The organism is Massilia sp. TWR1-2-2 (assembly GCF_049897565.1).
Taxonomy (GTDB): Bacteria; Pseudomonadota; Gammaproteobacteria; order Burkholderiales; family Burkholderiaceae_D; genus JAFCUW01.
The window spans coordinates 1-25,445 of sequence record NZ_JAFCWM010000008.1; the positions used below are offsets into that span (position 1 = coordinate 1).

Sequence of the window (25,445 nt, forward strand, 5' to 3'; positions counted from 1 at the left end):
TCGCCCTGAAAAGCGGCTAGAACTTGGTTCTCAGGAGGCATGCGGGTTTGGATCGATAAATTTCGACTGATCATCGATAAAACCCGAAGGTATTCATGCCTTTTTCAACGCCCTGTTAGTGAACGCTATTGGCGGCGTCTTGCAAGCGCTCGCGTGGCAACTGGCGCCGAGTGTGGCCCAGGAGCGTGCAGCGATTGCCGACTACGCCAGACTGCAGCGCGGCTGCACCGATTCCGGGCAGCTGCGCGACGCCAGCAAAGGCGCACACAATGACGGCTACAAGATCGGGCGGCGGGCACTGCGCAATGCGGCGGCTGCGCTCAGGCAAACAACGGCCGGCGCTGCAATTCTCTCGGCAAGGCCTGACCAGAGCGATGTCGGCGATTTCATCGACAGTTTGCCGGAAGACTACGAGTCATTCGAAAAAGCCCCGGTTGCTTCAATACTGGCAACCGACAAGACGATGAAGGGTTTTTTTCGTTTCGTGCTACACCACTTCAATTATCGTCATGTCAATGCAATCGACTACCTGAACACCTATTCCAAGGGTTCGCCGCGGAAGATCGACCTGGTGACGCCAAGCTTGGTGGACTACGACTACTGGCTGGCCAAGGGAAACGCTACCCCCTCGTCGTTGCGTGAGCAGGTCGACGTCATGGGTGAAATCTCGATATTGTTGGGGGGACGCGTACACGGGTTCGCGCCATTCTGTCCCTTCCGCGAAATGATGACCATCGACGCCACCGGCATGGGTGATTCCATGCGGCTGGTCAAGCATGCCGTCGAGTCGCGCGGATTCATCGGTGTCAAACTGTACCCTCCGATGGGCTTTGCAGCTTGGGGGAACTCGGGAAGAAACGAGTGGCAGGGTAAGCGAACGCTGCCGTCTGCCGCTTCCCGGCCCGACTTCGGCGTTCAGCTCGACGCTTCGATGAAGCGTCTGTTCATTTACTGTCTCGATAACGACGTGCCGATCATGGCGCACACCAACAATTCGAATGGTCCTTATCCGGAATTCGAAGCGTTGGCCGGCAGTCACTACTGGCAGCTCGCGCTGGCGAAGTTTCCAGGCCTGCGCGTCAATTTTGGACATTTCGGCGACTCCGATCCGGAGGACCACGATGGCGAACGGACCCGTAAATTCTTGAAGCTGATGACGCCTGGCGAGCAATCGAATGGCCGGCACGCATTTGCCGACAGCGGTTATTTTGCCGGCACCATGCTGAACTACGACAAGATGCGCGACATTCTTAACAAGCTCTACGCTTCCGATAATCGCATCATGCTGGAAAGGTTAATGTACGGTTCAGACTGGTCAATGATCTTGACCGAAAGGAACGTCACGAGTTACCTCGCAGATTTCATCGAAGTCATGCGGCGCATAGAACTCGTCGAGCCCGGTTTGGGTGCACGACAGACCACCTTGGCAAATGCGTTTTTCGGCCAGAATGCAGTCGAATATCTCGGCTTGCGACGGGGGCGAGGAAATCGCGGCCGTCTGGACAATTTCTACACAAAGAACAATGTCGCAGAGCCGGACTGGATGAAGAAGGTGGCATAGAGATGACAGCTCCGTCATCCGTGCCGCTGTCGCCGCCGACACCCTGACGCCCGCCCAGCATCCGCATGCTTCTCGGCGCAGATGTCGGTGGCGTACTTCTGGCGATGTATGTGTCCAAGAATACCGGGCGCAACAGCTACCAGTTCTTCACGATGGCCTTTGCGGCGCCGGCATCGAGTACCCGCGCCACAGGATGAACGAGCGCCGAACATTACCGATATCTCAGTAGGTCTTGTACGCCAGAAACTTACCGCTCATCTGGATATTCACGCGGTCGCCGGCGTCGTTCGGCTCGCGCGCCAGGTCCATCTTGAAGTCGATTGCGCTCATGATGCCGTCGCCAAACTCTTCATGGATCAGTTCCTTGAAGGTGGTGCCGTACACGCTGATCAATTCGTAGAAGCGGTAGATCAGCGGATCGGTCGGCACCTGCGTCGGCAGCGAGCCCTTGTAGGGCGCCGCCATCAGCCAGCGCTGGTCTTCTTCGCTCAGGCCGAAGTAGTCGGCAACGATGCCGGCCTGCCTGGCGTCGAGCGTCATCTGGCCAAGGCAGGCGGCGGTGACCCACTCCTTGCTGAGGCCGACTTTGGCGGCCACGTCGGCCCATTTCAGGCCGCGGGTGACTTTGGCGGTAATGATTTTTTCAGTGACGTTGAGGCGACTCATGGCGATTCCTTGGTTGCGATTGGATGGTTGTGACCATACGGTTCAACTTCGGTGCCACCTGCCGCCCTGAAATGGCATCCGGCCGCAAGCAGATGGTGCGGCGGACGAGGCATTTGCAGGCAAGCGCCCGGATCGAGCGCCACCGGTTGCGTGAACCCGCATGGATGCAGATACCCATGCAAGTCGCGTGCCACCAAGCGCCAAAGAAAAACTGCCTGGAACTCAAAGCGTCCCAGGCAGTTTCGGTTGAATCTGTTGCGCTGCGAATCAGAACGGGATGTCGTCGTCCATGTCCGAGAAGTTCGGCGCCGGTTTCGGCTGCGGACGGGCCGCCGGCGCCGGCGGCGCCTGGCGCTGCTGCTGAGGCTGTGGACGGCTCGGCGCGCTGTTCTCGTAGCCGCCGCCATCGTCCATGCCGCTGTCGCCGCCCATGCCCTGGCGACCGCCGAGCATCTGCATGTTCTCGGCGATGATATCGGTTGCGTACTTCTCGACGCCGTCCTTGTCAGTGTACTTGCGGGTCTGCAGGCGGCCCTCGACGTACACGGAGGAACCTTTCTTCAGGTACTGGCCGACGATCTCAGCCAGGCGGCCGAAGAACGAAATGCGGTGCCACTCGGTCAGCTCTTTCTGCTCGCCGGTATTCTTGTCTTTCGACTTGTACGATGTGGCGACAGCAATGTTGGCGATCGCGTCGCCGCTCGGCATGTAGCGGATCTCCGGATCGCGCCCCAGGTTGCCGACGATGATGACCTTGTTTACAGATGCCATGTGTTGCTCCTCTGAATTTTTGTGGACCCTGGCTCTGCACTTGACTAAGCGCCAGGGATATCGGTGTCCTTGCGAACACCCGCTATTATCGCGGAAGTTAAACGCCTTGTTTAGCTATTTTCACACTATCTGACCGGCCTGGGAGGCCGGAAATTTATTTTGAACTTCTGGCGGTTTTGCCATTGGAACGGCTGAACCACGTCCCAGATACGAGCGTCGCCAGCTTCATATACCGTCAGCAATAATACTGGTATTATATACAGTGGTCATCCCAAAATCCACCACGCCGCCCGTCCGGCAATCGTGGCTGCCGGGAGCGCCAGCATTGAAACACGGCTATAGTTACAGGTTGCCCCCTTTTTTTGGCCCGCCGACATTGGTTCGTACGCGCCGGCCCGCATTACCATTGAAAGCACACTACATGGAACAGATCCGCATCCGCGGCGCCCGTACGCACAATCTCAAGAACATCAATCTCGACCTGCCTCGCAACAAGCTGACCGTCATCACCGGCCTGTCCGGCTCCGGTAAATCATCGCTCGCGTTCGATACCTTGTATGCCGAAGGCCAGCGCCGCTACGTCGAATCGCTGTCGGCCTACGCGCGCCAGTTTTTGCAGCTGATGGAAAAGCCCGACGTCGACCTGATCGAGGGCCTGTCGCCGGCGATCTCGATCGAGCAGAAGGCGACGTCGCACAACCCGCGCTCGACGGTCGGCACGGTCACCGAAATCCACGACTACCTGCGCCTGTTGTACGCGCGCGTCGGCACGCCCTACTGCCCCGACCACGCGGAGCATCCGCTGGCCGCGCAGACCGTGTCGCAGATGGTCGACGCCGTGCTGGCGATGGAAGAAGGCACCAAGCTGATGATCCTCGCGCCCGTGGTGGCCAACCGCAAGGGCGAGCACGCCGACCTGTTCGCGTCGATGCAGGCGCAGGGCTTCGTGCGCTTCCGCATCCAGAGCGGCACCCACGCGGCGAAGATCTACGAGATCGACGACATGCCGACCTTGAAGAAGACCGAGAAGCACACGATCGACGTGGTGATCGACCGCGTCAAGGTCAACGCCGAGATCAAGCAGCGCCTGGCCGAAAGCTTCGAGACGGCGCTGCGCCTGGCCGATGGCCGCGCCGTCGCGCTCGAGATGGACCGGGCCGCGGAAGGCAGCACGCAGGAGCACGTCTTTTCGAACAAGTTCGCCTGCAACGTCTGCGGCTACTCGCTGCAGGAGCTCGAGCCGCGCCTGTTCTCGTTCAATAACCCGATGGGCGCGTGCCCGGAGTGCGATGGCCTCGGCCACATCGAGTTCTTCGACCCGAAGCGCATCGTCGCCTTTCCCAACCTGTCGCTCGCTTCGGGCGCCATCAAGGGCTGGGACAGGCGCAACCAGTTCTACTTCCAGATGCTGTCGAACCTGGCCGCGTTCTACGAGTTCGACATCGACATGCCGTTCGAGCAGCTGCCGGAAGCGGCGCAGAAGGCGGTGCTGACCGGCTCCGGCAAGACCACCATCCCGTTCACGTACGTGAACGAGCGTGGCCGCACCGTGATCCGCGACCACACCTTCGAAGGCGTGGTGACCAACCTGCAGCGGCGCTACCGCGAGACCGACTCGATGGCCGTGAAGGAGGAGCTGGCGAAGTTCATCAACGAGAAGCAGTGCCCGTCGTGCGACGGCGCGCGCCTGCGCGTGGAAGCGCGCTACGTCAAGCTCGGCGCCGGCAAGCAACAGCGCGCGATCTACGAGGTGGCTAACAAGCCGCTGCGCGACTGCCTGGCCTACTTCGAAAAACTCACCTTGAAAGGCGCGAAGAAAGACATCGCCGACCGCGTCATCAAGGAGATCATCTCGCGCCTGAAGTTTCTCAATAACGTCGGCCTCGATTACCTGTCGCTCGACCGCAGCGCCGACACCTTGTCGGGCGGCGAGGCGCAGCGCATCCGGCTGGCGTCGCAGATCGGCTCGGGCCTGACTGGCGTGATGTACGTGCTCGACGAGCCGTCGATCGGCTTGCACCAGCGCGACAACGACCGCCTGATCGAGACGCTCAAGCACCTGCGCGACATCGGCAACACGGTGCTTGTCGTCGAGCATGACGAGGACGCGATCCGCACCGCCGACTACATCGTCGACATGGGTCCGGGCGCCGGCGCGCATGGCGGCGAGGTGATCGCCGAAGGCACACTGGCGCAGATCTTGAAGAACAAGAAATCGCTGACCGCGAAGTACCTGAACGGCACCTTGAAGATCGCGGTGCCGAAGAAGCGCCACGTTGCCAATCCGGACAAGCAGCTGGTGATCACCGGCGCCACCGGCAACAACCTGAAGAAGGTGTCGCTGAATCTGCCGGTCGGGCTGATGACGTGCGTGACCGGCGTGTCCGGTTCGGGCAAGTCGTCGCTGGTGAACGACACGCTCTATCCGGCGCTGTCGCGCCACCTGTACGGTTCGCAGACCGAGCCTGCGCCGCACGATTCGATCAGCGGTCTGGAACACTTCGACAAGGTGATCTCGGTCGACCAGGCGCCGATCGGGCGCACGCCGCGGTCGAACCCGGCGACCTACACCGGCTTGTTCACGCCGATCCGCGATTTGTTTTCGACGGTGCCGACGGCGAAAGAGCGCGGCTACAGCGCCGGGCGATTCTCGTTCAACGTCAAGGGCGGGCGCTGCGAGGCGTGCCAGGGCGACGGCGTCATCAAGGTCGAGATGCACTTCCTGCCGGACGTGTACGTGCCGTGCGACGTCTGCCACGGCAAGCGCTACAACCGCGAGACGCTCGAGGTGCAGTACAAGGGCAAGAACATCACCGAGGTGCTGGGCCTGACGGTGGAGGACGCGCACGAGTTCTTCAAGCCGGTGCCGGTGATCGCGCGCAAACTCCAGACGCTGCTCGACGTCGGCCTTGGCTACATCAAGCTGGGACAAAGCGCGACGACGCTGTCTGGCGGCGAAGCGCAGCGGGTCAAGCTGTCGCTCGAACTGTCCAAGCGCGACACCGGGCGCACGCTGTACATCCTCGACGAGCCGACCACCGGTTTGCACTTCCAGGACATCGATTTGCTGCTGAAGGTGATCCACCGGCTGCGCGACCAGGGCAACACGCTCGTCATCATCGAGCACAATCTGGACGTCATCAAGACGGCGGACTGGATTGTGGACCTGGGGCCGGAAGGCGGCGCCGGCGGCGGGCAGATCATCGCCAGCGGCACGCCGGAGGACGTGGCGGTCAATCCGAACAGCGTCACGGGCAAGTACCTGGGACCGTTGCTGAAATAAGTGAAGGGGGCGAAAGCCCCCTTTTTTGCGTCCATCAGCAGGCTTAAGTTCACCAGAAAATGTAACACCGTCGCCCCCGCGAAGGCGGGGCGACGGTTTTGGGGCTAACTATCCTTAGCTGGACAGCTTGGCCTCGAGCGACTTGCGGGTGTCGACCAGCTCTTGCGGCAAGTGGTAGGCGAGCTTGTCGAACAACTCGTCGTGCAGCTTGACCTCTTCCTTCCAGCCGGCGTGGTCGACCGACGTGATGCGGTCGAACTTGGCCTCGGTGAAATCGAGGCCTTCCCAGTTCAGGTCCGCGAACGCCGGCGTGGTGCCGAACAGGTTCTCGGCGCCGCCGGCCTTGCCTTCGATGCGGTCGAGCATCCACTTCAGCACGCGCATGTTGTCGCCGAAACCAGGCCAGACGAACTTGCCGTCGTCGTCGGTGCGGAACCAGTTGACGCAATAGATCTTCGGCAGGTTGGCCGCGTCGAGCTTCTTGCCCATGTCAAGCCAGTGCTGGAAGTAGTCGCTCATGTTGTAGCCAATGAAAGGCAACATCGCGAACGGGTCGCGCCGTACCACGCCGACCTTGGCGGCGGCAGCGGCGGTGGTCTCGGAGCCCATCGTCGCGGCCATGTACACGCCTTCGGTCCAGTTGCGCGCCTCGGTCACCAGCGGCACCGTGCTCGAACGGCGGCCGCCAAAAATGAACGCCGAAATCGGTACGCCGGTCGGATCGTCCCAGGCCGGATCGAGCACGGGATTCTGCGTCGCCGACACGGTGAAGCGCGCATTCGGATGCGCCGCCTTGGTACCCGACGCCGGCGTCCAGTCATTGCCCTGCCAGTCGATCAGGTGCGCGGGCGCCTGTTTGGTCAGCCCTTCCCACCAGACGTCGCCGTCGTCGGTCAGCGCGACGTTGGTGAAGATGGTGTTCTCGCGCATCGACGCCATGCAGTTGTAGTTGGTCTGCTCGTTGGTGCCGGGCGCGACGCCAAAGTAGCCCGCTTCCGGGTTGATCGCGTACAGGCGGCCGTCGGCGCCCGGCTTGATCCAGGCGATGTCGTCGCCGATGGTCGTCACTTTCCAGCCGTTGAAGCTGGCCGGCGGGATCATCATCGCGAAATTGGTCTTGCCGCAGGCCGACGGGAAGGCGGCCGCGACGTAGTGCTTCTTGCCTTCGGGCGACTCGACACCGAGGATCAGCATGTGCTCGGCGAACCAGCCGGTGCCGCCCTGCTGCGCTTCCTGGTGGCCCATGTTCGACGCGATGCGCAGCGCGAAGCACTTCTTGCCGAGCAGCGCGTTGCCGCCGTAGCCGGAGCCGTACGACCAGATCTCGCGCGTTTCCGGGAAGTGGACGATGTATTTGGTGTCGTTGCATGGCCAGGCGACGTCGGCCTGGCCGGCACGCAGCGGCGCACCGACGGTGTGTACGGCCGGCACGAACGCGCCGCTGTCGCCCAACACGTCGTACACGGCGCGGCCCATGCGCGTCATGATGCGCATGTTGACGGCGACGTAAGGCGAATCGGACAGTTCGACGCCGATGTGGGCGATCGGGGAACCAAGCGGCCCCATCGAGAACGGCACGACGTACATCGTCCGCCCGGCCATGCAGCCGTCGAACAGGCCGTGCAGCGTGCTGCGCATTTCTTCCGGCGCCATCCAGTTGTTGGTCGGGCCGGCTTGTTCCTTGGTGGCCGAGCAGATGTAGGTGCGGTCTTCGACGCGGGCGACGTCGGTCGGGTCCGAGCAGGCCAGGTAGGAATTCGGGCGTTTTTCAGGATTGAGCTTCTTCATGGTGCCGGCGGCAACCATCTCGCCGCACAGGCGGTCGTACTCTTCCTGCGAGCCGTCGCACCAGTAGATGCGGTCGGGCTTGGCAAGGGCCGCGATTTCCGCCACCCAATTGATGAGTTTCTGGTGTTTGATGTAAACTGGGACGTTCAATGCGGACACGCCTCCCATGACGGGCTGATTCATAAAAACCTCCAAATGCTAATTAAGATTCGGTTGTCGACCGTCGCTCGCATCAGGCTGCCCGCGGAGAACTACTCCGCGCAGGGCCGGCGTCACGGCGGTCTCGTCGGCAACGCTGCGGCGGTTGCGGGACGGTGTTGCAGAGGAACCTGGCAGCAGCGTTTACCAGCCAAATCCCAAAATATCGGGCCGATTGTACACCCCCAAAACGCTGCCGCAGACGTCTGACCGGCAAAAATGTAGTAATAATAGCCGACTAAAGTAGTAGGCTACTCGGCGCCTCGGGATTCAGTGTTATTTACCTACGAACTTTTATTAACATTGTGTCAATCAAAATGAAAATAGCTGTGCTCGACGATTATCAGGACGCGGTACGCACCCTCGACTGCTTCAAACTGTTAGACGCGCATGAGGTCAAAGTATTGACCAGTTCGACAAAAGGATTGGGCCAGCTGGCCATCCGGCTGGCGCCATTCGACGCGCTGGTGCTGATCCGCGAGCGCACGTTGCTGTCGCGCGCGCTGCTGGCGAAGCTGCCTAACCTGAAGCTGATCTCGCAGACCGGCAAGGTCGCCGGCCACATCGACGTCGCCGCCGCCACCGAGCGCGGCGTGGCGATTGCCGAGGGAGTCGGCTCGCCGGTCGCGCCGGCCGAGCTGACGTGGGCGCTGATCATGGCGGCCAGCCGCAAGATCGTGCCGTACGCGAACAACCTGAAGGACGGGCTGTGGCAGACGGCGTCGATCAACCCGGCGCTCAACGGCCTGGGCATTGTGCTGCGCGGCCGCACACTGGCCATCTGGGGCTACGGCAAGATCGGCCGGATGGTGGCCGGCTACGGCCAGGCGTTCGGCATGAGCGTGCTGGTGTGGGGCCGCGAGGCGAGCCGGACAGCGGCGGTGGCGGACGGCTTCCAGGCGGCGGCGTCACAGGAGGAATTCTTCGAGCGCGCCGATGTCATGAGCGTGCATCTGCGGCTGGCCGACGCCACGCGCGGCATCGTCACGGCGCAGGACCTGGCGCGCATGAAGCGCAGCGCGCTGTTCGTCAACACGAGCCGGGCCGAGCTGGTGGCCGAGGGCGCGCTGGAGGCGGCGCTCAAGCAAGGCCGTCCCGGCACGGCGGCGCTGGACGTGTTTACCAGCGAGCCGCTGGCGCCGGACGCGCCGCTGCTGCGCATGCCGACGGTGCTGGCGACGCCGCACCTGGGGTATGTCGAACGTGACAGCTATGAATTGTATTTCGAGGCGGCGTTTCGCAACGTGGTCAATTTCGCCGAGGGCAAGCCGAGCGGGATCTTGAATCCTGAGGCGCTGGGCAAATCCGCACGGCTCTGACCCGTTTTTTCTTCAGGGTCAGACCCCGGATTTGCTGATGCCGGCAACTCCGGGGTCTGACCCCGACAGCAGAAACGGGTCAGACCCCTGCGGATACCTTGCAGCGCTACGGCTTTTCGGTGAGGCGGCGCGTCAGCTGCACCGGCTCGCCGGTGATGTTGGCTGGCGGCGCCGGCAGCACGTGGGCGCGCGTCCACAAGCCGGCCCAGCCTGGTGGCCAACTCAGCTGCGGACCGGAATACGCCGGCAAGCTTGCGCGCACGGCGATGACGGGCACCGGCGGGATCTCGCGCAGCCCGTCGGCGGTGGCGCGTTCCATATCCAGGCTGTACATGTAGCCAGGCAGCAGCGCCGTGCAGACACCTTCGAACCAGGCAGTGTGATCCTCGTCGCGGCCCAGCGCTTGCGCCAGGCCTTGCGGATCGAACCGCGCCAGCGCAGTGATCAGCTCGTCGGTGGTGGCGCCGGGCGAATCGCCCCACCCCATCACCGGATTGACGTTGTAGTCGGCGCCGGAGCCGTACCAGCCTTCGCGCCACGGCCGCTGCATCCAGTGGCGCTGGCCGGTGAACAGGTGCCAGCGCCAGTGCAGCCCGGACGGTTTCGGCCAGGAATACAGGTACAGCTTCTCGTAACCGGCCTGGTGCAGCGCGCGCACCATCGCCATCAGGCGCGCGTGCGGCATGCGGTCGGGCGGCGCGCGGCGGAACAGGATTGCTTCGCCGTCGGCGTGCTGCACGTCGTCGGTCGACAGGTTCAAATCGAGCGTGCGTGCTTCGCTGCCGAAGCGGGCGCTGATCCAGCCGGTCAACAGGTTGACGTGCGTGATCACGCCGTAGCCGCGGTGGCGGTGAAAAATGACGGTTCCTGGAGCAAGCGTTTTCATCGAGTCGTCGTGCGAAAAAAGGCCAAGTGTACTGAAGCGCTGACGAAGATTCTAGCGCAGTCACAAGCAGATACAATCCCTTTGCGTGTTTGCCCGGCGAGTGTGGTGCACGCTATCATGGCGCACTCTTCTCTAACGAACCTGCACACACCATGAGCTTGCGCATCATCGCCACCGGCGGCACCTTCGACAAACATTACGACGAACTGACCGGTACGCTTGGCTTTGCCGACAGCCATCTGCCCGCGGCGTTGGCGCGCACGCGCATGACGATTCCCGTGGCGCTGGAACAATTGCCGCTGCTCGATTCGCTCGACATGCACGATGCCGATCGCGAGCGCGTGCTGGCCTCGTGCCGCGCGGCCAGCGAGAGCGCGATCGTCATCATCCACGGCACCGACACGATGCGCGAGACGGCCGCCGTGCTGGGCGCGGCGGCGCTGGGCAAGACGATCGTGCTGACCGGCGCGATGATTCCCTACGAGATCGCCAATTCCGATGCGTTGTTCAATATGGGGTTTGCGGCCGGCGTTGCGCAGACCTTGGCGGCCGGCGTGTACGTGGCGATGAACGGCCAGGTCTTCGCATGGGATAACGTGATAAAGAACCGCGCCGCAGGCGTGTTTCAGCCGCTGTAAGAAAAGCGGGGTCAGACCTAGGTCTGACCCCGCTTTTTCACCGCTTTTTCACCGCGTTTTTTGTTGGCGCCGGGGACTTCGGGGTCGGACCCTTTAAGAGCAAAGGCGGGTCAGACCCCTGCGGGTCAGGCTTTGGCTTCGCCGCCGAGTGCTTCGACGATGTCGGCCATCATCTTCGACAGCTCGCCCGTCATCAGCATCATGTCGTTGTCGAATCGCTCTTCGTCGTTGCGTGTCGAGGTGTCGCTTTCCTTGATGACGTCGAGCGGCTTGATGCCCTTGATGGCGAGCGACTCGGTCAGCACAAAGGAAATCTTGTCGTTCCACGTCATCGCCAGGCGCGTGCATTGCTTGCCGGCAGCGATGTGGCGGCGGATGTCGTCCACTTCCAGGGCGTGCTTGACGTAACGGACCGCCGCCTTGCTTTCGCCCGTGGCGCGCAGCTCGGTGTCCTGGTCGACCGTGAAGCCGACCGGCGCCTCGTCGGTCTCGAGCCAGGCAGTCATCACCGCGACCGGCGAACGCTGCACGCGCAGGCTTTCTAGCGGCAACTTGTCGACCGCCTTCAGCAGCAGCTTGATCACTTCGTCAGCCTTGGCCGGGCTCGCCGCATCGACAACCAGCCAGCCGTTTACCGGATCGATCCAGGTAAAGACGTTGCTGCGGATGCTGAACGCGCGCGGCAACAATTCGTCGGCCACGCGCTCCTTCAGTTCTTTCATCGCCTTCTTGCCCGGTGCGAAGCCTTGCGCTTCTTCCAGCTCGGCGGCCTTGGCTTTCGCGACCTGGTTGATCACGGAACCTGGCAGCAGTTTCTTTTCGGTGCCAAGCAGGATCAGCATCTGCTTGTTGACGACATGGACCAGACCGCCATTCGGGCGCGGCGTATCCCAGCCCTGGCGCAGCAGTTCGTTGCTGGTGGCGGGAACAAAACTTTGTGGCGCGAGGGATGTTTCCAGTTGCTCAGGGGTGTAGTTCCACGGTGCTGGCAGGCGATAAATCTGAAGATTCTTAAACCACATAGTTGATATCCGTTTGTTTCAGCATTACAGAAGGAACGACATTTTACACGCCGCGGCCAGCGGCCCCGGCCCAAATTTGCGCCTGTGGTTAATCCAGCGAGGCGTTGCCGAACAGGCTCAGTTGCTCGATCGATTCGGCTTCGCCGAGGCGCACGCCGGCGCCAAGCAGGCGCACCGGCTGGCTGCCGCGCGCAAAGCCAGTCTCCATCAACTTCTCGAACTGCGCCATGTTCGGTTCCCGTCCCACGCATTCGACAGTGGTCTGGGTGAAGTTGGCGAAGCGCAGTTTGACGAACAGTTTGTTGACATTTTTCTCGGCGCCGGCGCGCTTGATGCGCCCAAGCAGGTTGTCGTACAGCTCGGGCAGCAGCGCCAGGCAGGCGGGCAGGTCAGGCACGTCCGGCGTGTAGGTCTCCTCGCAGCTGACCGACTTGCGCTCGCGCGCGTTCGAGACCGGCCGGTTGTCGATGCCGCGGCACAGGTCGTGCAGGCGGGCGCCGAAGCTGCCGAAGTGATGCTGCAGCTCGAGCAAGGTCCAGCCGCGCAGGTCCTCGCAAGTCTGCGCGCCCAGCTTGTGCAGCTTGGCTGCGGTAACCTTGCCGACACCGTGCAGTTTCTTGACCGGCAGCGCGGCGACGAAGGCGTCGACCTGGCCCGGCGTCACCAGCCACATACCGTCCGGCTTGTTCCAGTCGCTGGCGATTTTGGCGACGAACTTGTTGGGCGCCACGCCGGCCGAGGCGGTGATGCCGACCGTGTCGAAGATGCGCTGGCGGATTTCCTGCGCGATCAGGGTGGCGCTGCCCTTGCAGTGCGGCGAGTCCGACACGTCGAGGTAGGCTTCGTCGAGCGACAGCGGCTCGACCAGGTCGGTGTAGTGGCCGTAGATGGCCAGGATCTGACGCGATGCGATGCGGTACTTTTCCATCGCCGGCGGCAGCACCACCAGCTCCGGACACAGCTTGAGCGCCTGCGCCGTCGCCATCGCCGAGTGGATGCCGTAGCGGCGCGCCTCGTAGTTGGCGGTGGCGACCACGCCGCGCTGATCGGGCCGGCCGCCGACGGCCAGCGGCACATCGCGCAAGGTCGGGTCGTCGCGCATCTCCACTGCCGCGTAGAAGCAGTCGCAATCGCAATGGATGATTTTTCGGGACGAGTCGTTCACGCTGGTTCGAAATACTGTAAATGCATACAGTATTCCCGGAAACGTGCATTGTTGCAAGCAGCGGGCAGGATGAACCACGACGCCAGACGAAAAAAGGGGCGACGCTTGCGTCACCCCTTCAGGCTTACCCCTTCAGGCGCGCTCGCTTACCAGGCCATCTTCAGCGTGTATTTGCCGCTGGTGGCGCCGGTGCCGCCGCTGTAGTACACCACGCGCACGTAACGGGCGCTGGTCGTGGTGCCGGTGTTGCTTACCGATGCCGCGTCCACCACGCCGGCGCCGTTTTCGCTCTTGGCCAGCTGGGTGCCGCTGCTGTTGTAGACGTACAAATCGTAGTCGGCGGTGGAGGTGCCCATCGTCAAGGTCGACGTCAGCGTTTTGCCGGCTGGCAGCTGGACGACGAAGAAGTCGGTGTCGGTACTCGAGCCCATGTTGCCGCTGACAACGGTGCCGCTGGTGGCGACGCTGTTGCTGCTGGCGAGGGTGTTGTTCGCCTCGACTTCGTTCATCGCCGGCGCCGGCGTCACTGTCGCGCTGGCCGCATCGACCGCCGCGTTGGCGTCGACAATGCCGGTGCCGCAGCTGGTGCAGGTTGCCGGGAAGGCGCGCGCGGTGGACTTGAGCTTGCTCTCGATTTCGTCAGGCGTCAGGCTGGCGTTCTTCGACAACATCAGCGCGGCAACGCCGGCCACGTGTGGCGTGGCCATCGACGTGCCCTGGTAGAACGCGTAGTTGTCGGCGCCCGGCGCGGTCGTGCCCGCGTTGAGCGTCGACAAGATCCCGTTGGCGGCCACGCTGGTGTCGCCGCCTGGCGCCGCCACGTCGACGACCGTGCCGTAGTTCGAATACCAGGCGCGTCCGCCGGAGCGGTTGGTCGCAGCGACGGTGACGACGCCGGCGCAGTTGGCCGGATTCGAATTGCTGGCGTTGGTGTTCTCGTTGCCGGCGGCAACGATGATGACGGTGCCGCGCGAGCGCGCGCTGTCGATGGCGCTCTGCGTGGTGGCGCCGCAAGCGCCGCCGCCGCCGAGCGACATGTTGATCACCTTCGCCGGGTTGGCGTTGGCCGGCACGCCGGTGACGGCGCCGCCGGACGACCAGATGATCGCGTCGGCAATATCGGACGTGTAGCCGCCGCATTTGCCGAGCACGCGCACCGGCACGATCTTGGCGTTGAAGGCGACGCCGGCGACGCCGAGGCCGTTGCTGGTGCGCGCGGCGATGGTGCCGGCGACGTGGGTGCCGTGCCAGCTCGACGACTGGTCCTGGGCCGGCTGCCCGGTGCCGCATTCGCCGGCGACAATGGCGTCGCCGGCATCGCTGGCATCGCTGTCGCGGCCGTTGCCGTCGTTGGCGATGGTGGCGCTGGAGATGAAATCATAGCCCGGCAGGATTTGCCCGCTGAGGTCGGCGTGCGGACGGTAGCCGGTATCGATCACCGCCACATTGACGCCGGTGCCGGTCGCCTTGTCCCAGGCCGCCGGCAGGCGAAGGCCGCCGTTCGTCTCGAAGTAATGCCACTGCTCGTTGTAGCGCGGATCGGTCGGCGTGAACATTTTCTGCATGATCAGGTCGGGCTCGGCGTACTCGACCGACGGGTCGCGCGCGACCAGTTCGGCGGCGAGCGCGGCGACTTCGTCGGCCGACATCTTCTTGCTCAGCTGAACGATATGGGCGCCGGTGGCGATGGTGTGCAGCATCTTCATCGACAGGCCGAACTGCTGGCCGGCGCGGTCGACCAGCGCCTTGCGCGCCGGCGCCATGGCCGGCACCTTGGCTGCGCCCTTGCCGGCCGGGGTGGCATCCTTGTACTTCACGATCAGGCGGTCGGTCTGCATGATCGGCTGGACGGCCTGGGCCGCAGCGTGAAACTCAGGTACACCGGCCATCGCCGTCAGCGGCAAGGCGCCGGCGACCGCGAGAACTGCACACAATCTCACCAATGATGGCTTCGTGGTCTGATTCTGCTTCATGTGATTTCCTCTTGTTTTCCGATTGTTTGATTGGCAATTCCGGGCGCATGGCCTGGCTGCCGTTTTTTTCCCGGGTGGTGTCCACACCGGGCCGCCTGTAACGACGGGAGATTAAGATTACACAAAAAGAAGTTAATTCATCTGGGAAATCTCACACGAGCTTGAGTTTTCGCAACACTGGGGACGAAGATTCGTAGCTTGTTCGGCGGAAACGAATTTTCACCAAATGTCACGCTGATCGATTTGATATTGAACAATGCAAGATCGACATTAAGAGCTGGGGTCAGCGCAATAATCGGCGGCGGGCGCCGAAGATCGCCCCGAAGCAAACACCTTAGTTACTGCTGGTTCTAGGAAGCTCCACTCTTATGGTGTTTGCTTAAGAGACCTGACCCCAGCAAAATGTCCGAATGTCAGACCTGACACCAGCATAAAAAAAGGCCACGATCGCTCGTGGCCTTTTTGCTGATACGTTGCGACTTAGAAGTTGCCCTTGAACTGGACGCCGACCGTGCGCGGCTCATTGATGAAGCCGGTCAGGTTGTTGAAGTCGATCGCGCCCGTGATGCGGCGCGTGTCGGTGATGTTGCGGCCGAACGCTGCCACTTCGTACTTGCCACTGTTCCAGATGTAACCGAGGCGCAGGCCGCCTTCGGTCAGCGGCTTGCCGCTGAACTCAACCGCTTCGTACAGGAAGAAGTTGATCTTGCTGCGGTACGACCAGTCGGTCAGCACGTAGAGCTGGCCATCGGCCAGCGGCCACTGGTAGCGCGCGGTCGCGTTGACGGTCCAGCGCGGCGCCTGCGGCAACGGGTTGCCGTCGATGACGACGCGGCCGGCCGCATTCAGCGGATCGGTGACGGTGCAGCTGCCGCACTTGTTGACCGACAGGCTCGCATCGTTGATCTCGGTGAAGTTGTAGCTGCCGCCGGCGGTGACCTTGAAGTCGCTGGTGACGTAGGCTTCAAAATCGAGCTCGGCGCCACGGCCCTTGGTCTTTGCCGCATTGATCAGGCGGTTGACGTTCGAGTTGCCGCCGACGACCGTCAGCTGCTGGTTCTTGACGTTGAAATCGTAGATGCTGAAGGCGACGCGGCCGCGGCGCTCGAACAGGTCGGCCTTGACGCCGGCTTCGACCGACACGATCGTCTCGGCATCGGCCACCGTGATCGGCACCGACGCCGAAGCGGCGGCAATACTCGGCGCGCGGAAACCGGTGGCGGCGCGCGCGTAGACGTTGACGTCCTTGTTGACCTTGTAGGTCGCGCTCAGGTCCCAGTTGGCCTTGCTCTTGCTGGTGCTGACCGAACCTGGCCCGATCTGCACCACGTTGACCGCCGACACGGTGTTGAAGTCCTTCTTGTCGTTGGTGTAACGCACGCCGCCGCGCACGGTGAAGGCATCGCTGACGGCGTAGTTGAGCGAAGCGAACGCCGCCCACGCGGTGTTGTCCTGGTGGCTGGCCAGGTGCGACGTCTGCGCGCCGGTGGTGCTGTTGAAGTTGTCGGTGTAACCGTTGGCGTCTTCGTTGAAGTAGTACAGGCCAGCCTGCCAGTTGAGCGGGCCGGCAACCTTCGATTCGGCGCGGAACTCCTGCGTGTACTGCTTGACGCCGCTGATGCCGCCCGCGGTCTCGACCTGGAACGGGATGAAGCCGGGACCGGCCGGCGTGCCGCCGTCGATGTCGCCGCGGCTCAGATACCGGTTGACCTGCTCGAAGCCGCTGATCGAGTACAGCTTGACGGCGCCGAGGTCCCACGACAGGCGCATGCTGGCGCCGCTGGTCTTCAGGTTCTGGTAATTCTGCGCATTGGTGACGACGCGGTCGGCGTCGAAGCCGTCGGCGAAGTCGTTCGTGCCCTTCTTGATCAGGTTGGCACGGAACAGGCGCGAGCTGCCGGTCGTCGTGCGCTGGTGCACGTTAAACAGCGCCGACAAGCTCGTGTCCGGCGCGTACAGCAGCTGCAGGCGCTCGGCGTGCTCGTTGTAGCCGTCCAGTTCGCCGCGCTTGACGGTGAACGCCGGGTCGGCGTAGTTGTCGACGTAGTTGTCGCGGTGCTGGCGCAAGGTCGAAAAGCGCATCGCCCACTGGTCCGACAGCGGCACGTTGATGGCGCCGTCGACATTGATGGTGTTGTGCGAAGCGACAGTGCCGTTGTAGTAGCCCTCGATCTTGCGCATGTTCGGCTTTTCGGATTCGAACTTGACCACGCCGGCCGGGGTGTTGCGGCCAAACAGCGTGCCCTGCGGGCCGCGCAGCACTTCAACGCCGGCCAGGTCGAAAATCGGGAAACCTTTCAGGATCGGGTTTTCCTGCACGACGTCGTCGTAGATCAGCGAAACGGGCTGCGAGGCGAAGGTATTGAAATCGGTATTGCCGTAGCCGCGGATGTAGAAGCGCGGGAAGGTGCGCCCGTTCGACGATTCCACGTTCAGGCTCGGCACTTTGCCGGCCAGCACGCGGATGTCTTCGCCGCCGGACACCAGCACGTCGAGCTTCTCGCCCTTGATCTGGGTGACCGAGACCGGGACTTCCTTGATGTTTTCGCTGCGGCGCTGGGCAGTGACGGTAACGCTTTGCAGCTCTGGCGCGGCAACCGCCTGGGCCAACGCGGAACCGAGCGGCAGCATGGCCGTCAGGGCCAGCATGGCGCCGTGGGCGCGCAAAACGCGCTGGTGCATCTTGGAGATCTTGATCATGAGTTTTCCTGGAAAATGACGTGCGATGAGTGACCTTGCCTTGTCTCCTGCCCGCTGACGCGCATCCTTGGGATGTCTTTACATTGCCAGACTCAGATGGCCGCTATTTTCGGACAGGCAACCGGTGAGGCGCAAGAACTTTATCTAGATGAAAGATTCGCAAACAACACTATTTTTCCATTGCTGGCCTGGCGGCGCGGGATATGATAACGACCACAACAAAATTCCAGGAGCGTACGTGTCCCACCCCACCATCTCCACCATCTCCACCGTGTTCGCTGCCCTGGCGCTCGCCGCCGGCGCCGCCGGCGCTGCCGACGCCCCGGTCGCGCCGGTCGCGGCCAAGGCTGCCTGGCAGGAAACCCGCCACGGCGCCGTCGTCACCGACGACTACCGCTGGCTGCAGAAGAAGGAAAACCCGGACGTCATCGCCCACCTGAACGCCGAGAACGCCTACACCGACGCCATGACGGCGTCGATTGCGCCGCTGTCGGACAAGCTGTACGCCGAGATCAAGGGGCGCATGCAGGAAGTCGACCTGTCGGTGCCGACCCGCAAGGGCGACTACTACTATTACAACCGCCTCGAAGCGGGCAAGCAGTACCAGATCATCTGCCGTCGCCCGGCCGGCGCGAAAATGGCATACGACCCGGCCGCGCCGGAAGAAATCCTGCTAGACCAGAACAAGATGGCCGAAGGACATAAGTACTTCGCCGTCGCCAGCGTGCTGGTCAGCCCGGACGGCCGGCTGCTCGCGTATGCCACCGACACCACCGGCTTTCGCCAGTACACGCTGTTCGTCAAGGATCTGAAAACCGGCCAGCTGCTGCCCGACAGCGCGCCGCGCGTGACCAGCGCGGCATGGGCGGCCGACAACCAGACCTTGTTCTTCGTGCAGGAAGACGCCACCACCAAGCGCGGCGACCGCCTGCTGCGCATGAAGCTGGGCAGCGCGCCGGTGCAGGTGTACCACGAGCCGGTCGAGCAGTTCGACCTGCAGGTGTCCGCCACGCGCGACAAGCAATTCATCCGCCTCGACATCGGCGCCACCGATACCAGCGAAGTGCGGCTGCTGCCGGCCGGCCAGCCAGAAGGCGCATTCGTTTCCCTGGGCCGCGAAAAAGGCCACCGCTACCGCGTCGAGCACCGCGACGGCGAGCTGTTCATCACGACCAACAAGGACGCCAAGAATTTCCGCGTGGTCACCGCGCCGGCCAGCGCGCCACAGCAGCAGAACTGGAAGCCGCTGCTGCGCCATGACGGCAAGGTGCTGGTGCAAAACGTCGAAGCGTTCCGCGACTACCTGGTGGTCAGCGAAAAGACGAATGCCCTGAACCGCATGCGCATCTACGACTTCAACAAGAAGACGTGGAAGAGCGTGAAGTTCGACGACCCGGTGTACCTGGCGCGCGGCGCCGGCACCCCGGAATTTTCGTCCGGCGCCTACCGTGTGTCGTACCAGTCGCCGGTGACGCCGCCGACCGTGCTCGACGTCGACATGGCCACTGGCGCGCGCACCGTGCTCAAGCGCGAGGAAGTGGTGGGCGGCCATGATCCGAAGCGCTACGTCACGCGGCGCATGTGGGTCACCGCGCGCGACGGCGTCAAGGTGCCGCTGTGGGCGGTGTACCGCAAGGGCACGCGCTTCGACGGCAGGGCGCCGCTGCTGCTGTATTCGTACGGCTCGTACGGCTATTCGACCGAGGCGACGTTTGCCAGCAAGCGCATCAGCCTGCTCGAGCGCGGCGTCATCTACGTGCAGGCGCACATCCGCGGCGGCACCGACATGGGCGAGCACTGGCACGACGACGGCATGCTGATGAAAAAGAAGAACACCTTCAATGACTTCATCGACAGCGCCGAATTTCTGGTGAAGAACAAATGGACGTCGCCGGACCGCCTGATCATCGAAGGCGGCAGCGCCGGCGGCCTGCTGATGGGCGCGGTCGTCAACATGCGTCCGGACCTGTTTCGCGCCGTGCACGCGGCGGTGCCGTTCGTTGACGTGATGAACACGATGATGGACGCATCGCTGCCGCTGACGACCGGCGAGTACCTCGAATGGGGCGACCCGAACCAGAAGGCGGCGTACGACTACATGCGCAGCTATTCGCCGTACGACAACATCGAGCGCAAGAAGTATCCGGCGATGCTCGTCACCACCGGGCTGAACGACAGCCAGGTGATGTACTGGGAGCCGGCCAAATACGTGGCCAAGCTGCGCGCGCACAAGACCGACAACAATCCGCTGCTGCTCAAAACCAACATGGGCGCTGGCCACGGCGGCGCTTCGGGTCGGTATGACGCCATTCGCGAGGGTGCTTTCCAGATGGCGTGGATGCTGTCGCAGTGGGAGATTGGCGAATAAAAAAGCGCGGGCGTAACAAAAAGGCCTTGCGCGCCGTGAAATTACTAGATATGATTCGGGCCTCTTAAGACGTGGTGACAAACGTCTGAAGCAGATCTGATTAGAAGTGTGCGGGCGCTTAGCTCAGTTGGTAGAGCGGAGCCCTTACAAGGCTTAGGTCGGGAGTTCGAGCCTCTCAGCGCCCACCAAATCAGAGACTGATTCATGATCAGCAATACCGATCAGAGTAATACGGAGTGGTAGTTCAGTTGGTTAGAATACCGGCCTGTCACGTCGGGGGTCGCGGGTTCGAGTCCCGTCCGCTCCGCCAGCATCACGAAAAGAGCCCTGCTTGTCGGGGCTTTTTTCTTATACATACGGGTCAAAGGACCCCCCCTGCGGGGAGTCCGGTTTGGGACTCGAAGCGAATCGCTTGCAAGCGATTCGGCGGCCTGCCGCAGGTAGGCGAGCCCCGTCCGCTCCGCCAGCATTGAAGAGAAGGGCCCGATTCGTCCGGCCCTTTTTCTATTGTGCATCTCACCGCATATGTACGTCGTCTATTCAGATCGGGACACCTTGGCCCACGCATACGTGACGTTTCGGATCCGCCTGGCGCGCCACGCCCTGGCCGACTTCATCGCCAGCTTCAAGAGCTCAGGCGAAATCGTCGTGTTGGTGTTTGGCCAGGTACTGATTGGCCTGTTCGCGCTGATCGCGATGCCACCGATGGCGGCGAGCGCCCTCCCCTTTTATCAATCGATCCCGCTGCTGCTCGCGCACGGCATGGCAATGAGCCTGCCATTGTTCCTGCTGCGCCGGCGCGTGCTGCCGCGGGACGTGGTGCTCGCCATGCATCCGCTGCCGATCCCGCCCCGTATCGCGCTGGCGGCCGATGCGCTGGTGGCCGGCATACTAGCTGGCCCGCTGGCGCTGGCGTACATTGTGTCCGCCGCGATCTGGATGTCGCAAGGCCCGGAATGGCTGCAGGCCGACCGCGCGCTGCCTGCGACCGTGTTCTCCTTCCTTGTGACATGCGGCTGTTCAAGCGCAATCCTGCATCTGCGCGCGCGCGGGCCGCGCCCAGGCCCGCGCTTGCGCCGGCTAACAACGCTGGCGCTCGGCGAGCCATGGCGTGGCCCGCGCATCGCCTATCTCTGGCACCGCTTGTTCTGGCTGCCCTTCTGGCGCGGCGATAACGTCATCGGACACCAGCAATCGGCGCTGCTCCTCGGCGCCATCGCCAGCGCAGTAGCATGGACCATGGCGCCGGCCGGTATCATGGGCGGAGTGCTCGACCTGACGGCGAGTGCTTCCCTGATTCTCCTGGCCGACCGAGGCGACAAGGCGGTGCGCGAACAGCTTGGCGTGCTGCGCCCGATCATGGCGGCGTGGCCGCTGCAACGGCGCGCGCTCGAAATGTGCGCGCGCGCGTTTTCGCTGGCGCCGGTCGCGCTGTTGCTGGCGCTGTTGTTCGGCGCGGGACTGTGGCAGCATACGGCCGGCCACGTGTACTTGACGCTGGCCATGCTGGCGCCTGTGCTGCTGGTGGCAATCCCGCGCTTTAATCCGCGCGCGCGAGTTGGACTCGTGGTCGCGTCGATCGTCATACTCACCGCGGTAGGAAGCGAAATATGGAATTGAGTCCTGTGTTGAAGATCGATGCGTTGCGTTTTCACTTCGATACCCGCCGCGTCTTTGCCGGTTTTTCAGTCGCGCTGGCGCCTGGCATCACGTGGCTGCGCGGGGCCAACGGCATGGGGAAGACGACTTTGCTGAAACTGCTGGCCGGTGCCCTGGCACCGGCGGCGGGCACCATCGCGATGAATGGCGTCGACAGCGCGCAAGCGCCGGTCGCGTACCGGCTCTCGAGCTTCTACTGCGGCGGCGATAGTCCGGATCTGCCGTGGCTGACGGTGACGGAGTGGGTCGACCTGCACCTGGCGCTGTATCCGGCTACGCGCAGGCAGGCGCTCGAGGCGCAGCTGGCGGCGTTCGGGATCATGGATGTGCTGCCGCAGGCGCTCACCACGCTGTCGCTGGGCCAGCACAAGAAGTTGCAGCTGGCGCTCGCGCTGGCGTTGCCGGTGACGCTACTGCTGATCGACGAGCCGTTTAACGGACTCGATGCCGCCGGCATGGCGCATTTGCGAAAAGAGCTGGAGCAGCGCGCGGCGGCCAGAGAGACGTGCATCGTGCTGACCAGCCATCTCGATCCGCAGCTGACGGTGGCGCGCATGCTCGATCTTGATTCATACGCGACCTGAATGCCGTCAATCACGCGCAGGCGGGAACGAAGGATCGACAGCTAACGACATCAATCCAGCGGCACCATGCGATCTCCCTCGCCCGGCTTGCAGCCTTCGGCGATCGGCGTCCAGCCGCGGTGCACGACCACCCGGCGGCCATCGTGGCACAGCTCGATGCGCTCGCTGCCGGCCACCCGCTCGCGCACGAACGCTTCCACCGTGGTCGGCAGGCTGACGCGCAGCAACATGGCATCGCGATCTTCCGCCGGATGGTCGTCAAGGTGCAGGAACGGCACGAAGGCTGCAGCCATCATCAGCAAGCGCGAACCGACTGCGATCGGCTGCGGCTCGTACTGCACCAGGCGCAGCCAATCCTGCGCACGCGCGCGCAAACCGTCGCCGGCGGCCAGCTCGCCCCACGCGACCGCCAGCATCTCCATCACCCACTGGTTGCAGTTCTGGTAAAGCAAACTGAATGCATACGCGTTCGCGCTGTAGTCGACCGCGACCAGGTCGAGCACGCGCGGCGTATCGAGCGCGGCCTGGCGCAACGTTGCCGCGGCAACGGCCGGCAGCCGCACGATCGACACGTAGCCAAGCGCGGGATTGTCGATGCCCATCGCGAAGCCGGCCACGCCCTGGTCAAAGATGCGCGGGCGGCGCTCGTCGCAAGCGTAGTACAGCTGGCGCGCCGACCAGACGCCGGCCGCATCGCGCGAGGCGACCGCGGTGTGCGAGTAGCGTATCTGAAAGCGCGACAGGTCGAGGCCTGAGCGGCTCACCAGCGCGGCGTCGCCGCCATCCTGTCCAAGCTCCTCGCGCACGACCGCGGCAAAGCGCAGCAGCTTGTCTTGCTGGCTCGCCGTCAGCGGTTGCGTACGGTCGCAAAACGCCGGCGACAATGTGCCGGACGACGCCTGCGCGCCGCCGGCAGCGATCAAGCCTGCCAGCGCCAGCAGTGCGGCAAACTTCACAACGCGACTTTGCGCGGCGCCAGTTCGTTGTAGACCTTGTCTTCGAGCACCAAGAAGAATGCCTGGCGCGTGTCGGCGCGGGCGAACTCGATGCCGTACGAACGGTTCTGCGCGTGGATCATGTCGCCGCGCGCCAGGCCTTGCGCGGCGAACACGGCGGCCGGCAGGTCGAGCACGATGCGCTGCTGCGGATTGCCCGCCTGCATGGCAACGCGGGTGCTGCCGGCGCGGCCCGGGGTCTGGTCGATGTCGATGATCTGGTAGTTGCCGTCGGCGCGCTTGTGGTCGCCCGTCGAACTGTTGCTCGATCCCTGGAACGAATCGGAAACGCTGCCGCTCGAGGCCGAACCGGCGGAGGACGCCGACGAGGTGAAGCTGCCCGCGTGCGCGTGCACCGCGACGCCGAGGGCGGCGGCGAGGAAGGCGCCGCGCAAGGGGTGAGAAGTCATGGAAAATCCTTGGTCGAAATGAAGGGCTGCGCTAACTGCGCGTGAATACTGAAGAATATAACAGGCTGCGCGGCACAGCGCGACCCTCAGCGGCGAATCGGCGCGCCGCCGCTGTGGCATCGGCGCCGCATCGGTCAGCAAGCTACGTGCATGCTTGGCGCGCCGGTCTCCACGCGGTCGCGCCCGGCGCTCTTGGCCGCGTACAGCGCGTGATCGGCGCGCGCCAGCGCCGAGTTGATGTGCTCGTTGGGGCCGATCACCACCACGCCGATACTCACCGTCATCGTGTACTGGTTACCGCTGGTGGGCAGCACGGCCGCCGACACCGCGCTGCGCAGCCGCTCTGCGGCCTGCATGGCGCCTTCGAGGTCGGTGCCCGGCAGCACCAGCGCAAATTCCTCGCCGCCGAGCCGGCCCATGATGTCGTGCTCGCGCAAGGCAGTGCGGGCGGTGTCGGCGAACACGCACAGCGCTTCGTCGCCGGTGGCGTGGCCGAAGCGGTCGTTGAGCTTCTTGAAGTGGTCGATGTCGACCATCATCAGCGAAATCGGGCTGCGCAGGCGCGTGGCCAGCAGGCGCGCACTTTCGGTGCGCTCGAAGAAGGCGCGCCGGTTCACCAGGCCCGTCAGGCTGTCCGTGGTGGCCAGCAGCGCCATCGTGCGGTCGTCCTCTTCCTTGCACAGCAGCAGGAAGCCGAAGCTGTTGACGATCATCAGCAGGAAACCGGCGACGAACGTCATGCTGTTGACCAGCCCCGGCGTGAACATTGTCATCTGGCCTTGCACCATGCCGGTGTAGCCGCGCAGGCCGATGGCGCAGAAGAAGATCAGGTCGTTGACCCCGATCAGGCGTCGCAACAGCGAGTAGCTCTTGTCCGGACGCAGCAAAATCGACGCCATGGCGCCGGTGTAGAGCGCGATAATGATCGACATCAGCACCATCGCCTGGTTGCTCGACGCCCCGCCGTAACGCGCGCTATGAAAGATCAACAGCGCCAGCACCGTGCACGGTACCAGCACCGGCTTCCAGCCAGCGAAGCGGAAGAAAATGCAATACGCGGCCAGTTCGAGGGCGGTGCCGACTATCATCGCGGTATTGGCGAACAGCGGCACGACAAAGTAAGGCAGGTCGGGATGCAGCCAGCCGAGCAGGTGGGCGCAACCGAGCACCACCTTGGCCCAGGCCCACACGCGCAGGGCCGCGGGCATGGGGGCCGAACGCGCATAGCCAGCCACCAGCATGGCGAAGCCAATATTGCCGATGGCGAGCACCAGCATAAAGGTCCTGATATCGATCACTGCCATTCCTCGTGGGTGGGCGTGCCTGTTGCTAATTTTTTGGCAACAACGAGGCCGTTGAACTAGGCGGATCGAGGGTGCGACCCGACGCCGAGGCAGATGCCTAAATTGCCACATGTGTTTCCTTGTGGAACTATATCACACGGCATTTGAATGGGACG

The 25,445-nt window shown here is 63.3% G+C and carries 18 protein-coding genes and 2 tRNA genes; 9 read left to right on the forward strand and 11 right to left on the reverse strand.

The window, feature by feature from the left end:
• Positions 1 to 118: 118 nt before the first annotated feature.
• Positions 119 to 1,561 carry an amidohydrolase family protein gene (locus tag ACP7DD_RS09280; RefSeq protein WP_426174473.1) on the forward strand — a complete coding sequence of 481 codons (1,443 nt, stop codon included), beginning with the start codon at positions 119 to 121 and terminating at the stop codon, positions 1,559 to 1,561.
• A 222-nt stretch (positions 1,562 to 1,783) separates the two neighbouring features.
• Here ACP7DD_RS09280 and cynS read toward each other — a convergent pair whose 3' ends face one another.
• Both cynS and ssb read right to left on the reverse strand, forming a co-directional pair.
• A complete protein-coding gene (gene cynS, locus ACP7DD_RS09285) occupies positions 1,784 to 2,227 on the reverse strand; it encodes a cyanase (protein ID WP_426174474.1) in 444 nt (147 codons plus the stop codon).
• A gap of 267 nt (positions 2,228 to 2,494) precedes the next feature.
• Positions 2,495 to 2,998 carry a single-stranded DNA-binding protein gene (gene ssb, locus ACP7DD_RS09290; protein ID WP_426174475.1) on the reverse strand — a complete coding sequence of 168 codons (504 nt, stop codon included), beginning with the start codon at positions 2,996 to 2,998 and terminating at the stop codon, positions 2,495 to 2,497.
• 421 nt (positions 2,999 to 3,419) lie between these two features.
• Between ssb and uvrA the strand changes: the two genes are divergently transcribed.
• On the forward strand, positions 3,420 to 6,281 hold the full coding sequence (gene uvrA / locus ACP7DD_RS09295; protein ID WP_426174476.1) for an excinuclease ABC subunit UvrA: 2,862 nt from the start codon (positions 3,420 to 3,422) through the stop codon (positions 6,279 to 6,281).
• Positions 6,282 to 6,395: 114 nt separating this feature from the next.
• On the opposite strand, the gene ACP7DD_RS09300 is transcribed toward uvrA, so the two are convergent.
• Positions 6,396 to 8,252: a phosphoenolpyruvate carboxykinase (GTP) gene (locus ACP7DD_RS09300; RefSeq protein WP_426174478.1), complete on the reverse strand. Its 1,857-nt coding sequence runs from the start codon at positions 8,250 to 8,252 to the stop codon at positions 6,396 to 6,398.
• Between the two features lie 332 nt (positions 8,253 to 8,584).
• Between ACP7DD_RS09300 and ACP7DD_RS09305 the strand changes: the two genes are divergently transcribed.
• Entirely contained in the window at positions 8,585 to 9,586 is a 1,002-nt protein-coding gene (locus ACP7DD_RS09305; protein WP_426174479.1) for a D-2-hydroxyacid dehydrogenase family protein, read from the forward strand.
• Between the two features lie 106 nt (positions 9,587 to 9,692).
• Here ACP7DD_RS09305 and ACP7DD_RS09310 read toward each other — a convergent pair whose 3' ends face one another.
• Entirely contained in the window at positions 9,693 to 10,472 is a 780-nt protein-coding gene (locus tag ACP7DD_RS09310; RefSeq protein ID WP_426174480.1) for an L-asparaginase, read from the reverse strand.
• Between the two features lie 152 nt (positions 10,473 to 10,624).
• Between ACP7DD_RS09310 and ACP7DD_RS09315 the strand changes: the two genes are divergently transcribed.
• Entirely contained in the window at positions 10,625 to 11,110 is a 486-nt protein-coding gene (locus tag ACP7DD_RS09315) for an asparaginase domain-containing protein (protein ID WP_426174481.1), read from the forward strand.
• Between the two features lie 125 nt (positions 11,111 to 11,235).
• Here ACP7DD_RS09315 and ACP7DD_RS09320 read toward each other — a convergent pair whose 3' ends face one another.
• The 4 genes from ACP7DD_RS09320 to ACP7DD_RS09335 all read right to left on the reverse strand — a co-directional run bounded on the left by ACP7DD_RS09320 (position 11,236) and on the right by ACP7DD_RS09335 (position 17,970).
• A complete protein-coding gene (locus tag ACP7DD_RS09320) occupies positions 11,236 to 12,132 on the reverse strand; it encodes a recombination-associated protein RdgC (RefSeq protein ID WP_426174482.1) in 897 nt (298 codons plus the stop codon).
• An 88-nt stretch (positions 12,133 to 12,220) separates the two neighbouring features.
• On the reverse strand, positions 12,221 to 13,297 hold the full coding sequence (dinB, locus tag ACP7DD_RS09325; RefSeq protein ID WP_426174483.1) for a DNA polymerase IV: 1,077 nt from the start codon (positions 13,295 to 13,297) through the stop codon (positions 12,221 to 12,223).
• 146 nt (positions 13,298 to 13,443) lie between these two features.
• On the reverse strand, positions 13,444 to 15,270 hold the full coding sequence (locus tag ACP7DD_RS09330; protein WP_426174484.1) for a S8 family peptidase: 1,827 nt from the start codon (positions 15,268 to 15,270) through the stop codon (positions 13,444 to 13,446).
• A 480-nt stretch (positions 15,271 to 15,750) separates the two neighbouring features.
• Positions 15,751 to 17,970, reverse strand: coding sequence for a TonB-dependent receptor (locus tag ACP7DD_RS09335; RefSeq protein WP_426174485.1), 2,220 nt, complete (start codon positions 17,968 to 17,970; stop codon positions 15,751 to 15,753).
• Between the two features lie 238 nt (positions 17,971 to 18,208).
• Between ACP7DD_RS09335 and ACP7DD_RS09340 the strand changes: the two genes are divergently transcribed.
• The 5 genes from ACP7DD_RS09340 (at position 18,209) to ACP7DD_RS09360 (ending at position 22,581) form a co-directional block, all read left to right on the forward strand.
• Positions 18,209 to 20,338: a S9 family peptidase gene (locus ACP7DD_RS09340; RefSeq protein ID WP_426174486.1), complete on the forward strand. Its 2,130-nt coding sequence runs from the start codon at positions 18,209 to 18,211 to the stop codon at positions 20,336 to 20,338.
• A 112-nt stretch (positions 20,339 to 20,450) separates the two neighbouring features.
• Positions 20,451 to 20,526, forward strand: a tRNA-Val gene (locus ACP7DD_RS09345).
• Positions 20,527 to 20,571: 45 nt separating this feature from the next.
• A tRNA-Asp gene (locus ACP7DD_RS09350) sits at positions 20,572 to 20,648 on the forward strand.
• Positions 20,649 to 20,893: 245 nt separating this feature from the next.
• A complete protein-coding gene (locus ACP7DD_RS09355; protein WP_426174487.1) occupies positions 20,894 to 21,958 on the forward strand; it encodes a hypothetical protein in 1,065 nt (354 codons plus the stop codon).
• Positions 21,949 to 22,581: an ABC transporter ATP-binding protein gene (locus ACP7DD_RS09360; protein WP_426174488.1), complete on the forward strand. Its 633-nt coding sequence runs from the start codon at positions 21,949 to 21,951 to the stop codon at positions 22,579 to 22,581. The genes ACP7DD_RS09355 and ACP7DD_RS09360 overlap by 10 nt, the downstream gene beginning before the upstream one ends.
• Positions 22,582 to 22,631: 50 nt before the next feature.
• On the opposite strand, the gene ACP7DD_RS09365 is transcribed toward ACP7DD_RS09360, so the two are convergent.
• The 3 genes from ACP7DD_RS09365 to ACP7DD_RS09375 all read right to left on the reverse strand — a co-directional run bounded on the left by ACP7DD_RS09365 (position 22,632) and on the right by ACP7DD_RS09375 (position 25,284).
• Positions 22,632 to 23,537 (reverse strand): DUF2145 domain-containing protein, encoded by a 906-nt coding sequence (locus ACP7DD_RS09365; RefSeq protein ID WP_426174489.1) that lies wholly within the window; start codon positions 23,535 to 23,537, stop codon positions 22,632 to 22,634.
• Positions 23,534 to 23,986 (reverse strand): hypothetical protein, encoded by a 453-nt coding sequence (locus ACP7DD_RS09370; protein WP_426174490.1) that lies wholly within the window; start codon positions 23,984 to 23,986, stop codon positions 23,534 to 23,536. The genes ACP7DD_RS09365 and ACP7DD_RS09370 overlap by 4 nt, the downstream gene beginning before the upstream one ends.
• Positions 23,987 to 24,120: 134 nt before the next feature.
• Positions 24,121 to 25,284 carry a GGDEF domain-containing protein gene (locus ACP7DD_RS09375; RefSeq protein ID WP_426174491.1) on the reverse strand — a complete coding sequence of 388 codons (1,164 nt, stop codon included), beginning with the start codon at positions 25,282 to 25,284 and terminating at the stop codon, positions 24,121 to 24,123.
• Positions 25,285 to 25,445 lie beyond the last annotated feature (161 nt).